15 protein-coding genes are annotated in these 13044 nt (G+C 44.4%); 11 read left to right on the top strand and 4 right to left on the bottom strand.

The features are described 5' to 3' along the window. The first annotated feature begins 246 nt into the window (after nucleotides 1-246). The gene (locus ACXAER_RS14685; protein ID WP_474805278.1) at nucleotides 247-1602 is read left to right on the top strand and encodes a CsgG/HfaB family protein; all 1356 of its coding nucleotides are present in this window, start codon (nucleotides 247-249) and stop codon (nucleotides 1600-1602) included. A 77-nt stretch (nucleotides 1603-1679) separates the two neighbouring features. On the opposite strand, the gene ACXAER_RS14680 is transcribed toward ACXAER_RS14685, so the two are convergent. Then, complete coding sequence (locus ACXAER_RS14680) at nucleotides 1680-1943, bottom strand: hypothetical protein (protein ID WP_474805277.1); 264 nt, start codon at nucleotides 1941-1943, stop codon at nucleotides 1680-1682. A 103-nt stretch (nucleotides 1944-2046) separates the two neighbouring features. After that, nucleotides 2047-2883 (bottom strand): 16S rRNA (cytidine(1402)-2'-O)-methyltransferase, encoded by an 837-nt coding sequence (gene rsmI, locus ACXAER_RS14675; protein WP_474830382.1) that lies wholly within the window; start codon nucleotides 2881-2883, stop codon nucleotides 2047-2049. Nucleotides 2884-3024: 141 nt separating this feature from the next. On the opposite strand from rsmI, the gene ACXAER_RS14670 reads away from it, so the two are divergent. From ACXAER_RS14670 to ACXAER_RS14625, 10 genes are all read left to right on the top strand, one after another. After that, nucleotides 3025-5040, top strand: a complete 2016-nt coding sequence (locus ACXAER_RS14670) for a penicillin-binding protein activator (protein WP_474830380.1) — start codon at nucleotides 3025-3027, stop codon at nucleotides 5038-5040. Between the two features lie 3 nt (nucleotides 5041-5043). Continuing rightward, the gene (locus tag ACXAER_RS14665) at nucleotides 5044-5385 is read left to right on the top strand and encodes a YraN family protein (RefSeq protein WP_474830378.1); all 342 of its coding nucleotides are present in this window, start codon (nucleotides 5044-5046) and stop codon (nucleotides 5383-5385) included. A gap of 181 nt (nucleotides 5386-5566) precedes the next feature. Further along, a complete protein-coding gene (locus ACXAER_RS14660) occupies nucleotides 5567-6655 on the top strand; it encodes a glycosyltransferase family 4 protein (RefSeq protein WP_474830376.1) in 1089 nt (362 codons plus the stop codon). 173 nt (nucleotides 6656-6828) lie between these two features. Beyond that, nucleotides 6829-7425, top strand: a complete 597-nt coding sequence (locus ACXAER_RS14655) for a phosphoheptose isomerase (RefSeq protein WP_118492632.1) — start codon at nucleotides 6829-6831, stop codon at nucleotides 7423-7425. Nucleotides 7426-7448: 23 nt separating this feature from the next. Further along, nucleotides 7449-8024, top strand: a complete 576-nt coding sequence (locus ACXAER_RS14650) for a BON domain-containing protein (RefSeq protein ID WP_474809221.1) — start codon at nucleotides 7449-7451, stop codon at nucleotides 8022-8024. A 19-nt stretch (nucleotides 8025-8043) separates the two neighbouring features. After that, entirely contained in the window at nucleotides 8044-9426 is a 1383-nt protein-coding gene (locus ACXAER_RS14645; protein WP_474830595.1) for an MFS transporter, read from the top strand. A gap of 124 nt (nucleotides 9427-9550) precedes the next feature. Then, complete coding sequence (locus tag ACXAER_RS14640) at nucleotides 9551-10147, top strand: DUF7010 family protein (protein ID WP_474830373.1); 597 nt, start codon at nucleotides 9551-9553, stop codon at nucleotides 10145-10147. 27 nt (nucleotides 10148-10174) lie between these two features. Beyond that, nucleotides 10175-10504, top strand: coding sequence for a DMT family transporter (locus tag ACXAER_RS14635; protein WP_071815800.1), 330 nt, complete (start codon nucleotides 10175-10177; stop codon nucleotides 10502-10504). 16 nt (nucleotides 10505-10520) lie between these two features. After that, entirely contained in the window at nucleotides 10521-11756 is a 1236-nt protein-coding gene (locus tag ACXAER_RS14630; protein WP_474830371.1) for a sensor histidine kinase, read from the top strand. Beyond that, on the top strand, nucleotides 11756-12376 hold the full coding sequence (locus ACXAER_RS14625) for a response regulator transcription factor (protein ID WP_474830369.1): 621 nt from the start codon (nucleotides 11756-11758) through the stop codon (nucleotides 12374-12376). Before ACXAER_RS14630 ends, ACXAER_RS14625 begins: the two co-directional genes overlap by 1 nt. A 7-nt stretch (nucleotides 12377-12383) precedes the next feature. Here ACXAER_RS14625 and ACXAER_RS14620 read toward each other — a convergent pair whose 3' ends face one another. Beyond that, nucleotides 12384-12716 (bottom strand): hypothetical protein, encoded by a 333-nt coding sequence (locus ACXAER_RS14620; RefSeq protein WP_474830367.1) that lies wholly within the window; start codon nucleotides 12714-12716, stop codon nucleotides 12384-12386. A 48-nt stretch (nucleotides 12717-12764) separates the two neighbouring features. After that, a complete protein-coding gene (locus ACXAER_RS14615) occupies nucleotides 12765-13040 on the bottom strand; it encodes a hypothetical protein (RefSeq protein ID WP_474830366.1) in 276 nt (91 codons plus the stop codon). Between the last annotated feature and the right edge of the window lie 4 nt (nucleotides 13041-13044).

Below are 13044 nucleotides of genomic sequence, written 5' to 3'. Positions count from 1 at the left end.
ACCCTTCATTAAAAAGTATACCAAATGCTAATTGATCATTATTTGATCAATTAGCTTGTTCCCAATCTGCTCTAGTGCTATTTTGTGGGTGTTGAGTCGTCAAAAGGGAATTTCGACCTACCGCCCTATTCAAGGTGAGTCTCTAATCTCCGTCGTCTTTTGTTCAACACCGAATTCAGGTGTTGTATCAAACCATCAATAATTGCCTGTCTCGGTTATATCTTATCTTTATCAGAGGAATTGATCGTGAGAAGGAATAATCTAGGCTCAAACTGTGCAACTCAAGTACACACATTTGCCAAACCTATTGTATCTGCGCTTAGTGCGCTACTTTTAACTACGGCCTGTATGTCGACAACTCCTTCTATGGGAGGTGGAAGTTCAGGCGCAGTAAGTGGTGGCGCCGGCGGCGCTACGGCTTCAAACAATAATGCGCAATTAGAGAATTGTGACGAAACACTCGGTACATTAAGTGTTTTTGAAGATACAAGTTTGCCCTGGTGGTCAGAGTACCGCAGAACTTACCCAAAACTCGGCAGCACCATTCCTGTTATCAGGTTAATGATTCAACAGTCTAACTGTTTTGTCATTGTTGAGCGTGGCCGCGCTATGAATGCAATGAACACCGAGCGTCAGCTAATGCAGTCTGGGCAACTTCGCTCTGGTTCAAATATTGGGGGCGGCCAAATGGTAGCAGCTGATTACACGCTCAGCCCATCTGTACTTTTTGCCGAAAAAACCCAGGGTGGTAAAGCCATAGCCGGTGCACTGTTTGGCACATTAGGCTCTATCGTTGGCGGAGGTTTTAGCAAGAATGAAGCGGCTACCTCGTTACTGCTTATAGATAACCGCTCCGGTGTTCAGGTTTCTGCTGCAACAGGTAGTGCTGCGAATCACGACTTTAGCTTGTTTGGCGGCATGTTTGCTGGCGCAGCAGCAGGTGGCGCTGGCGGCTTCTCAAAAACACCTGAAGGTAAAATGCTGGTCACTGCTTTTGCCGATTCTTTTAACCAGATGGTGGTCGCACTTCGCTCTTACAAAGCGCAAGAAGTTGAAGGGGGGCTAGGAAAAGGAGGAAGGTTAACAGTGGGGGGCGCTGATGATGCCATGCCAGATGCTACCGATGCGCCAGCGATAACTACCTCAACAACAACCACTGCCGTCTATGTCGACAACACGCCTTCTAGGGTCACCGTTTCAGACCGCAGGTCTTACAATTTTGACGTCGATGAATACGATGAAAAAGCCTTTAATAGGTACTATGACTGGCTGAAAAACTATGGCCCATTAATGACTGCGTTCGTCTCCTTCGACCCCGAAAATAACAATCCTAACTGGCCAGGCGGAATGTCTATGGCGGCAGCCGCGACCATGCTTCTAACTCAGTTAGATTCTCACCGTATTGAACTTGAAGCATGGCCATATGAAGCTAGGGTGCAAGCATGGAGAAAAATGGGAAGAAGGTTGGAAAGCCACACCGAACTGTTTGAGCGAAACCGGACATTAGCGCTTCGAAATGAAAAACTCGACGACGAAGTGCGTCAAGTTATTGAAAGCATACAGGTAGTAACAAAAGAAAGCTTGTTCCCAGAGGGTATTTAGCTATTAGAACATTGAACCCGAAGCCGCAAATTGCGGCTTCGGCTCTCAATACTTTTGATAGTAGTAACACGTTATAGCTATACCACACCACTACCCGAAGCAGCTTCAGATTTGTCAATCTCTCCTTCAGCAAGGACATCATTACCTAATTCTATTTTAAAGGTTGTGCCAGGCTTCCCCTGCAAACTGTAGCGAAAGCCGTACATCTCACCTTCGTTCAATGAGACTTCTGTCACATCATTTGGATGGATTAAATCGTAAACGCCAGAGTCATTCGTTTGAGAGAATATATCTACCAGCCATTTGCCATCAGACATGGTGATTTTAAGAGTCTTTGTCATCTGCGCCTCCTTTAATAATCAGCCCATTCATCTTGGACTGTCATACAATGTACTACTTTGTATTTCGCCTATGACGCTTAAGATCAATCTTTCTTAGAGCAAATTACGCTTTTGCATCTAGCCCTGCTTGATACAGCGCATTCTTTTTCAAGTCATAATGACTTGCTACCACAGCCGCTGCTTTTTTCAAGGGCATGTGCTCGCACAAGGTATTTAGGAGTGACATTGCTTCACTGGGTATTGCTTGGTCACTTACCTTAGCGGGACCAATCATCACAACGAACTCACCTTTTTGGTGTGAAGCATCGGCATTAAGATAATCAATCACATCTTGTGCGTTACCACTTACATAGGTTTCAAAGGTTTTAGTCAACTCTTTAGCCACAACAATGTGGCGTTCGCCTAATACACGCTGAATGTCGGTAACCGTATCTAGAATTCGACGAGGCGCTTCATAGTAAACCGTGGTGAAAGTTCGATCTAATAGCGCTGATAATACACCTTCACGCGCTTGGGTTTTAACTGGCAAAAAGCCTTCAAATGTAAATTTATCTGTAGGCAGTCCTGACGCGCTTAATGCAGTAATTGCGGCGCATGGTCCGGGCAAAGCACTAACTGGAATGCCTTGCTCACGGCATTTACGCACTAAAACAAAACCAGGGTCGCTGATAAGTGGCGTGCCCGCATCACTTATCAAAGCAACAGATTCACCACCTTTCAAACGTTCACAAAGCATAGCTGTACGCTTATCTTCATTATGCTCGTGAAGTGAAAGGGTCTTAGTTCCAATACTAAAGTGCTGTAGAAGTCGCGCGCTATGACGGGTGTCCTCGGCAGCAATCCAGTTAACTTCACTTAATACGCGAATTGCTCTAGCACTGATGTCATCTAAGTTGCCAATAGGCGTAGGAACAATATAAAGAGTGGCGGTGTCTGTCATAACAGTGGTTAAGTCTTACGTTAAATTGAAAGGTTATGCGATAAGTGTATCACGCCATTAGTCCAGATTATGCTGGCAAGCGTAGATTTTCACACTGGTTAAGATAAACTTGACCTATAACGATGTAAAAGGAATGAAACTGTGCGTCATATCGGACAATCTGGAAAAATTTTTACGCTGTCAGCCATTGCTACGGTATTGGTACTATCGGGTTGTGGGAGTACTCCACAAACTCAGTCGAAACCTGTGGTAGTGGAACCGACTCCAATTGAAACCACCCAGGTTGAAGAGAACGTCACACCTTCGCACAAACTCCTAGAAGCTAAGAAGGTATGGGAACGTACCCGCGATAAAGAACGGCGCGATGCACTTTTGCTGCAAGCCGCTGATTTATACCTTCAAAACCAACAACCTGTATTGGCGCAGCAGGTGTTGTATGAAGTTAAAGAAGATGGTGTGTCAGAACGTAACTACTCGTACTATTCTCTTTTAGTTACCAAAGCCTATGCGGGAATGCCTGATGCGTCAGCAGACGAATTGCTGGCAATGCTCGATGGTGTAATGGGTACAGGTGAAACTGCATTTCAAAAAGCAGAACTTCAAACTCAGTTGTACTCACAGCAAGGTAATTTTGCAGCAGCAGCCAATAGCGTGCTAAACACCAACTTGCCAGACGAAGATAAAGTAAAGCAGGTATGGCAGTGGCTCACTTCCATACCGACAGAAACGCTTTCAAAAGTAGGAAAGGCGTATCCCGCTCTATCACCTTTCATCACGCTTCGCGAGTTGACTGAAGCCAATGCTTCATCGCCCGCAACATTGGCAAGAGAGCTTCAAAATTTTCAGCAAGTTTATCGCGGCCATATTTTAGAAACGACTTTGCCTGACAATATACTTAAAGCAACGCAACTTACCGACGCTGGCGCCAATGATATTGTAGTACTACTTCCACTTTCCGGCCGTTTTGCACGTACGGGGCAAACAGTAAAAAATGGTATAATGTCGGCCTATTACACCGATGTTGAAAAACGCCAAGATGAGCACCTTCTGCCACGCCTACGTTTTATTGATACAAACGGCGTTGATGCGCAGCACCTACTTAATGAAATCGGCGACACTAAATTTATTGTCGGACCGCTACTTAAAGATACTGTAGAAAATTTAATCCCCAATTTGCCTGTTGGGGTGAACGTACTGGCATTGAATCGTCCAGAAGAACTAATAAACCAAGCAAATGCAAACGGAACGCCGGCCAAGAGTAGATTAACGACATCATCAAATTCTGCGTTAAATAATGTCACTGATTCGGCAGGAAGCATGCTGACAGATACAGAAACCCAAGGAGAGCTAGATAAACTGGATTTAGCAACCTCTTTGAATTTTTTCGGCCTTGCCCCGGAAGATGAAGCCAAGCAACTTGCCGAATTTATTTTTAATAAAGGCTATCGTGCACCTATCGTTATTGCGGCTCAAAGCAGTCTGTATCAGCGAATGGACACCACATTTAAAGTGCATTGGAAGGCACTTAATAATAAAGAGAACAAACGCCGCACTAACATAACCTCGGTTACGTTTAACGACAGCAACTCGCTTCGCGAGGGTATAACTCAAGCGCTCGACGTTGCCCAAAGCAATGATCGCATTAATCAAATTGAGTACATGACCAATAATGAAGTGTACAACATGCCTCGCAGCAGACGCGATATTGACGCTATAGTTGCGTTTGCGTCTCCGCAAGACACAGAGCTGCTAAACCCAATAATTGAAGCAAGCTTAAACCCTTACGACGGAAAGCAAGTTCCTGTATATGCCACATCTCGTTCAATGGATTACGATAGCGGAAAAAACCAATGGCGTGATTTACAAAATGTGCACTTTATCGATATGCCTTGGTTAATGCCTTCACACAGTTGGCAACCTCTTCAGCAAGAGGTCGAGCAGGCTTGGCAAAATCAAAATACCATGCAAAAACGTTTGTTTGCGTTTGGCTTCGATGCCTACCAGCTGCTTCCCCAGCTAGGCATGCTAAACACGCTTAAATACCTTTCACATGAAGGCTTGACCGGAACCCTTTCGCTTAATGAGAAAGGCGAAGTCATTCGCCAGCAGCCTCAAGCTATGATCCGTAACGAAAAAGTACAGATGCTGTCGGAGTAAAATATGTCAAAACTGCAAGGGAATGCAGCAGAAGACAAAGCCTGTCATTATCTTGAGGAACAAGGGCTTACCCTTCTGTGTCGAAACTACCGTACGCGACGTGGTGAGTTAGATATTGTAATGCAAGACGGCAATACTATTGTGTGTATTGAAGTCAAATATCGGAAACGGAATCATTTTGGCAGTGCAATAGAATTTGTAACGGCTAAAAAGCTAAATCGAATTCATGCTGCGTTTGGTTTCTATTTGTTAGATAATAACCTGAATCCAACATCTACGCCCTTACGGATAGACGTTATTGCCATAGACGGAAGCAACCTTCAGTGGCTGAAGAACGTCGGATAGAGGCTCACAACATATAGCTATATGGTTTATGCTCCCTGAAAAAGGAAGAATATAAGTGTTGGATGTAAACGCGTTTAAGAATAAATGGCAAGGTCTTAAAGTAAAAGGTATTCCATTTGTTTTATCTTAGTTTTACAAGCTTTCTTCCATTTGACGAAAGTGCCTTAGGTTCCTACAAATAATGAGTCCCCCCAACAACAAGATGTCGAACTGTAACCTTGAGAACCAAGAAATAGAATTAATAGTTGGTAACTCTAGTGCCAGCTTTTCTGGCGTAACGTCTACTATGCTGCAAGTGACATCGATACAACAGCGCATGATCAACTTGCGGATAATGGGTAAACATTTTGTCCCGGATCCCTCGATGACGATAACATTCTGGGAAGTCGTTAAAATGTGTCGAAGACCGCTTAGCAATGGTAAGTGGCGTATTTTTCACGCACGTCGCGTTGATGAAATGATTCAGGGAATAATCCTCAAATACGTGTTTCGCGGAAAAATAAAACTTGTATTTAGCTCGGCCGCCCAGCGAAAGCGTTCAGCATCAACGGTGTGGTTAAGCGATAAGATGGATGCGGTTATTGCGATGAGTAACCGTTCCGCAAAGCACTTAGACAAACCACCTGCCAAAATCAATCTACACGGTGTGCAGATTGACAAGTATACGCCAGCAGAAAACAAACAAGAAGCTTGGCAGTCACTAGGTTACGGTGGAAAATACGGTATAGGTATTTTAGGTAGAGTAAGAGAGCAAAAAGGCGTTCATCTTTTTGTGGAGGCTTGCATCAAAGTATTTCCCAAATACCCTGATGTGAATGCTGTGGTGGTGGGCGCTATTTCCTCAAGCAACCAAACGTTTGTGAATCAGCTTAAAGATAAAGTGACCGAAGCAGGTCTAGCTGATCGCATTATTTTCACAGGTGAGTTGCCGTTTGAACAGATTCCAAAAATCTTCAGTGCATTGTCTCTAGTAAGTGCACTGAGCGACAACGAAGGCTTTGGTTTAACGGTACCTGAAGCGATGAGTGCTGGCGCTGCTGTACTAGCAACACAGGCGGGTGCATGGGAAGATATCGTGAGGCCAGGAGTTGACGGGTATATAGTACCTACTAAAGACCAGCAATCTGTAACTGAACATATGGATTTACTTCTTTCGGATATGAATAAACTTGCAGAAATGGGCAAAGCCGGTCGTGAGCACGTTGTAAAAAACTTTAAGGTTGAAGATGAAGCAAAGAACTTAGTTGAGTTTTTTCGCTCACTTCAGTAAACAACGCCTTGGCAATGAAATAAAAGCCATGCCGCGTGTTATTTGATATTAATAATGCAAAGCATAAGCAAATTTTTTTCAGATACTGATCATTATGTTTAGCCGTGCGTTGTAACTTAGTGCTACAACCACTTAAAAAGATCAGTAGGCTGTTGAGAACAAAGAGATAACAGATGATTGAACAAATAAAAGCGAACTTTACCGAGAGCATTCAGACAAAAATTGCAGCATCGGAAATATTGCCAGAATATATTGAAAAAGCGGCGTACATGATGGTTGAAGCCTTGATAAGAGGCAATAAAGTACTGAGCTGTGGTAATGGTGGTTCTGCTGGCGACGCACAGCACTTTTCATCAGAAATGTTAAACCGCTATGAACGTGACCGTCCTAGCCTACCTGCTATTGCGTTAAGCACAGACACCTCGACCATCACGTCTATCGCTAATGACTACAGTTACGACGAAATATTTGCCAAGCAGGTACGTGCGTTAGGCCAGCCTGGAGATATTCTTTTGGCTATCTCCACTAGCGGTAATTCTCGTAATGTTATCGCAGCAATGGAAGCGGCATTGTCTCGCGATATGACTATTGTGGCCCTTACCGGCAAAGACGGCGGCGAAATGGCTGGTTTTTTGAGTGAGCATGACGTAGAAATTCGCGTTCCTTCTAACCGTACCGCACGTATTCAAGAAGTGCACCTTCTAGTTATTCACAACCTATGTGAATGCATTGACGACAGCTTATTTCCTGCTGATCATGGCGACGACTGATCAAACTAACTATGAGTAGACAAATAAAAAACTTAAGCCTGCTTGGCACTGTATTAGCCCTAATTTTAACATTACAAGGTTGCGTGGTGGCAGTCGGTGCTGCCGGCGCCATGGCAGCAAAAGTGGCTAACGATAGACGTACGGTAGGTACACAACTTGACGATCAAAATGCCGATGCGGCGGTGTCTTACCAATGGTCGAAAAGTGACGCGCTTAAAGAGCAGACTAACCTTCAGGTTGATGTTTATAACGGTGTTGCCTTACTTACCGGTCAAGCCCCTAATCAAGGGCTTATAGACGAGGCAGTTAGCCGTGCTCAGGAAGTCAGCTACATTAAGAAAATTCACAACCAAATACGCATTGGCGAACCAATAGGTGCAGGTACACAAGCCAACGACCTGTGGCTCGCGTCAAAAGTACGCACCAAGATAGTCGCAGATGAGCGCGTACCGGCTCTTCAGATTAAAGTGGTAGTGCAAGACTCAGAGGTATTTTTAATGGGTCGATTAACTAACCTTGAAGCTACAGCTGCGGTCGATATTGCGCGTAATATTACGGGTGTAGCTCGCGTCGTTAGAGCCTTTGAAATTGTTCAATAGAGAGTTCGCCACTGCCCTTTTGGTAGCAGGGGCACTCTTTATGGAAATTTTGGACGCCACGGTAATTACCACGGCGCTCCCTGTTATTGCTGCCGACTTCAATGTGCCGGCAGCCCACCTTTCTATCGGCGTGTCGGCTTATTTGGTAGCCGTTACGCTCTTTATCCCTTTAAGCGGCTACGCTGCTGACAAATTTGGGGCTCGCACAATATTTATAGCGGCGATTGCCGTTTTTACTTTTGCTTCGGTTCTTTGTGGCTTAAGTACCAGCCTATTTGAATTTACGTTATCTCGCATTCTTCAAGGGTTAGGCGGTGCTATGATGGTGCCGGTTGGAAGATTAGTAGTATTGCGGGATTTGCCCAAAGAAAAACTAGTAAAAACCGTAGCTATTATTACATGGCCCGCTTTGAGTGCACCGCTGTTAGGCCCAGTGCTTGGCGGCTACATAGCTACACATTTTAGCTGGCAGTGGATATTTTATATGAATATCCCGCTGGGTATCATCGCAATAGTCGCCTCTCTTTACCTTTTGCGAAACACCAAAGGTGATGTAGGAAAATTTGATATTAAAGGCTTTTTGCTTACCGGCGTAGGCTTTGCGCTTTTTATGGCTGGTATCGAGTTTCTTGCCAGTACCAGCGACAAACTTCTTCAGTCTCTTGGCGTCATTGCCGTTGGTTTAACACTCATGATTCTCGCAATAAGGCATGTTAAAAACGCCAAGAATCCCCTATTTTCATTTGATGCCATGCAGCATAAAACCTTCAGACTTTCTGTTTACGGTGGTTCTGTGGTACGAGTTGCGCTTGGTAGTGCACCGTTTCTTGTACCGCTTATGCTGCAGCTTGGTCTAGGCTATTCTCCTGTCGAGGCTGGTTCACTATTGCTGTGGCTTTTTGTAGGAAACTTGGCGATAAAGCCCGCAACAACGTGGATCATGAACACGTTTGGTTTCAAACGTGTGCTTGTAGTGAACGGAGTGCTAATCGCTCTTGGTTTTGTCGCGCTAGCTATGATAAATCACGCTACGTCGTCCTTTACCATTGCCGCTATCTTGTTTGCTAACGGCGTGACTCGCTCAATGCACTTAACGTTAATAAATACTATTGCTTTTGCCGACGTACCACCCAATAAAATGCGAGATGCGAATACCTTAGGCGCTATTCTAATGCAAATGAATCGCGGCCTTGGAATTACCTTATCAGCGCTTGCAATCGCTGCTGCAGCCTTCATTCTTGGACAAAGCCCCGACACGCCAAACCTACAGACCTTCACCCTATCTATGATGTTTATGGGCGCTGTGGCGCTAGTGAGTATTTACGACAGCTTAATGCTTTCGAAAGAAGATGGTGACTCTGTGTTAAACAAGCGCAAGGCAAAAAGAGCGCGACAAAGCTAGACCAAGCCCATGCTTGTAAATCTTGTGACAAATGTCACATGCGATTGGTGACGTTTGTGACTAACGCTATCTAAGACACTTTTGCATACTTTACCTATCGACATTACAACACTAGGTAAAGCAAATGGAAGATATATTAGACCACGCTTCTACAACCAGTATTCAGAACTCCCCTCTTTCATTGGAAGAACAGCGTGAAGACTTCAAAAACAATAGATTCATTGCTATGCCGCTTGCTGGCACAATTGTTTGGGCGTTCCTTGGTATAAGTGCTCCCTTTGTATCTGAGTTCACCATAACCTGGATGCTTTATATCGGCACAGGGGCAATTTTCTATCTAGGCGCAGGCTTGTCTTACCTTACCGGTGAAAGATTCTTTGCGAAAAGCGCAGTAAAGAACAGCTTCGACCGCCTTTTCTTTGTTGGTATGCTTATGAGCCTACTGGTTTTTGCCATCGCCCTTCCGGTTGCCGCTATTGACCACACAACCGTGCCGCTGAGTATCGGTATTCTCGCAGGACTAATGTGGATGCCTTTATCCTGGGCGATAGAGCATTGGGTTGGCTATTTTCACACTATCGCAAGAACCTTCGGCATTGTTGTAGCTTGGTACCTGTTTCCGGAAGCACGAGTAGAAGTAATTTCGGCGGTAATTGTCGCTGTCTACATTGTGTCGCTCATCACTCTTGAACGCCGTTTTCAAGCAATCAAATCTAACTAATTTCACTTTAACAAGAAGGAATATACGATGACTTACTTACTTTTAGCGGTTGCAATTATCACTGAGGTTACGGCTACCATGTTGCTTAAAATGTCGAACGGATGGGAGAAATGGGCCTTTGGCTACGGCGCTATATTTTTCTATACCGTGTCAGGTATGTTGTTTGCCATGGTCTTAAAAAACATGGGAATTGGCGTCGCCTATGCCATTTGGTCAGGCATGGGTATTGCGCTTATCACCGCTGCTTCGGTGGTATTTTGGAAACAAACTTTCGACATTTATGCCGTGCTGGGTATTATGTTAATTATCTCTGGCACTTTGCTTATCACCAGCAAGTCAGCCGTTGTATTTCAATAGGGACGAAGTACTCACAATGCGCAGCCATAACAGCATGCAAAATAACGACGACGCAGTGCCTACAGCTCATTTAAATGAAGGCACTGCGACAATAGGTGGCTCAATAAATCATGTAGACAAAAGCGACGTGGCGCCTGAACTACCGCTTTTGGGAAGTGGACGGAAGAGGCGCTGGTCTCACGGAAGCTTGTTTTTTTCGCTGTTCTTCTTTGTCCCCCTCATTATTTCCCGGCCTCTTCCCATGGAAATGTGGGCGTTCCAAACCCTCGGATACCTTAGCTTTGTCATTCTTTACATCAAATCCATAAAACAGCCTATCAGCACACTGCCCACTTATCTGCTACTCATGTTTATGCTTTCAGTAGCATGTAGTTTTCAAAATCCTGGTGGCGCAACCATTATCGGTTTTATCGCTTTTATCATCGGTTATTACAACTCGTTGAAAACAGGGTTAATGAGCATAAGCGTAATGATGACCGTGCTTATCACGCTTCACATTTCCATGTTTGAAGATGCCCATTTTCTTTTAGTCGCATCTTTAATCAACAGCTTAGTGCTGTTCGGTTTTGGTGTTATGGAGCGCAAGGAAACCCTTCATGGCCTAAAAGAAAGCCAGCAAGCTGAAGCATTACGCGTATTGTCTGCGATTGCTGAACGTGAACGAATTGGCAGGGATTTACACGATGTTGCAGGTCACGCGCTAAGCTCTATTTCATTAAAAGCACAGCTGGCCGATAAACTTTTAAGTAAAGACAAGGTTGCAGATGCGCATCGAGAGGTAAAAGCGCTGGCGCAGCTTTCGCAAGCGCTGCTAAGCGATATTCGCCAGGCGGTGTCTGATATTAAGCAGCTCTCACTTAGCGATGAAATAGCAAAAGACAAATCACTGTTAGAAGAAAACGGTTTTAACGTTGCAACCACTATTGATGACAGCGCTTTGATGCAGCTGACTTCAAAACAAGAAAGCCAGCTTGCGCTCATAGTGAAAGAACTAACCACTAATACATTGCGCTATTCAAAAGGAAACGCAGTATCGCTTGGCCTTGAAGTTATCGGACATGTGATAAAAATGACCTATAAGGACAACGGCGTTATTGAGAACTCTGCACCATTAAGAGAAGGAAACGGGTTAATGGGAATTAGAGAGCGTGCCGCGTCATTACGTGCAGACGTGGACATCTCCTTCAGCCCCACCCCTGTTTTTACTGTACAGCTTAATATTGAGCATACGTCGTCGATAGGAACTGATTAATGAATCTAGAATCTACCACTACCATTTTAATTGTAGAAGATCAGTCTTTGGTCCGCGATGCCATCGCCATGCTGCTGTCGTTGGAAGACGACCTAACTATTGTCGCCAAATGCAACAACGGACAGGAAGCAATTAATTATTTGAATGATAACCCTACGCCACACATTATTCTTAGTGATATAGAAATGCCTCTGGTTTCAGGGCTAGATTTAGCTGCTTACGCAACCAATCAAAGCCTCAGTACCAAGGTGATATTGATGACTACGTTTTCAAAACCAGGCTATATTAAGCGCGCTTTGAGTGTCGGGGTCACAGGATTTATTTTAAAAGAGTCTGACAGTGATTATTTAATTGATGCTATTCACAAAGTTTCTGCAGGAGACAAGGTAATTTCACCTGAACTAGCGATTATGGCACTTGATGATAATAATCCATTGTCGCAGAAAGAAATGTCGGCACTGAAGCTTGCCTCTGACGGCCTAAAAACACAGGCTATTGCACAGCAGCTATTTCTTTCAGAAGGAACGGTACGGAATTATTTATCGGAAGCTATTTCAAAACTAGACGCGACCAACCGCGTAGATGCTGCACGTATTGCAAAGCAAAAGGGGTGGCTTTGATAGAGGCTTAAAACCACGTGGTAGCGATTGTTGTAGACATGGGTATTGTCAACTTTTCAGACAAACCAGTCAGCACGCGTTCTGGCCCGTAAATAATACCCTGATGTTTTTCAGTCCATACACAAGTTACTATACTTGTACCTTTGCGCAATTCACACTGCCACTTCGCGGTTGTTTCCGCTAACCGTTCGTAATCCTCTTCAATTTCCCAACCTGCTTCAACATGCTCTACGATGACTTGTTCGAATTGAGCAAACGGAACAGGCTGAATGATTACCCATTCGTTTTTCTTAAACTTTTTTTCTAACCGCGATTTTTTAAAATTAGTAAACAATCCCACGTTCCATCTCCGTATGATTGAAAAGCTTTGCGTTCAGCGAAAGCGTTTCTAATATTTCGACACCGTTCCCATAACTTGCCCCGAAGGGGTTGGGCAAGAACAAGACGTCCCAACCATTTCACCGTTTGACGTGGGGCATATGCCATACTCGCCATTACCGCCGTAGCGGCACAGATTACCGAACTCAGGTTTATTAACAGCAACTTTACCGTTTTGATTTTGGTTACCGCCTTCTTCATCGGGTAAATAGACGGTATAAGTACACCCTAATAGTAGCGTGGAAACTAAAAGCAGACTGATACCACAGAGTGTTTTTACTTTCATAAAG

It is taken from the genome of Alteromonas sp. AWJ4_199, from assembly GCF_056159165.1.
This window is presented reverse-complemented; position numbering and strand designations above follow the sequence as displayed.

What these genes read in the sequence shown, in the direction of transcription:
- ACXAER_RS14680 (WP_474805277.1), bottom strand. Translation starts at nt 1,943, where the DNA reads ATGACAAAGACTCTTAAAATCACCATGTCTGATGGCAAATGGCTGGTA.
- rsmI (WP_474830382.1), bottom strand. Translation starts at nt 2,883, where the DNA reads ATGACAGACACCGCCACTCTTTATATTGTTCCTACGCCTATTGGCAAC.
- ACXAER_RS14665 (WP_474830378.1), top strand. Translation starts at nt 5,044, where the DNA reads ATGTCAAAACTGCAAGGGAATGCAGCAGAAGACAAAGCCTGTCATTAT.
- ACXAER_RS14660 (WP_474830376.1), top strand. Translation starts at nt 5,567, where the DNA reads ATGAGTCCCCCCAACAACAAGATGTCGAACTGTAACCTTGAGAACCAA.
- ACXAER_RS14655 (WP_118492632.1), top strand. Translation starts at nt 6,829, where the DNA reads ATGATTGAACAAATAAAAGCGAACTTTACCGAGAGCATTCAGACAAAA.
- ACXAER_RS14640 (WP_474830373.1), top strand. Translation starts at nt 9,551, where the DNA reads ATGGAAGATATATTAGACCACGCTTCTACAACCAGTATTCAGAACTCC.
- ACXAER_RS14635 (WP_071815800.1), top strand. Translation starts at nt 10,175, where the DNA reads ATGACTTACTTACTTTTAGCGGTTGCAATTATCACTGAGGTTACGGCT.
- ACXAER_RS14630 (WP_474830371.1), top strand. Translation starts at nt 10,521, where the DNA reads ATGCGCAGCCATAACAGCATGCAAAATAACGACGACGCAGTGCCTACA.
- ACXAER_RS14625 (WP_474830369.1), top strand. Translation starts at nt 11,756, where the DNA reads ATGAATCTAGAATCTACCACTACCATTTTAATTGTAGAAGATCAGTCT.
- ACXAER_RS14615 (WP_474830366.1), bottom strand. Translation starts at nt 13,040, where the DNA reads ATGAAAGTAAAAACACTCTGTGGTATCAGTCTGCTTTTAGTTTCCACG.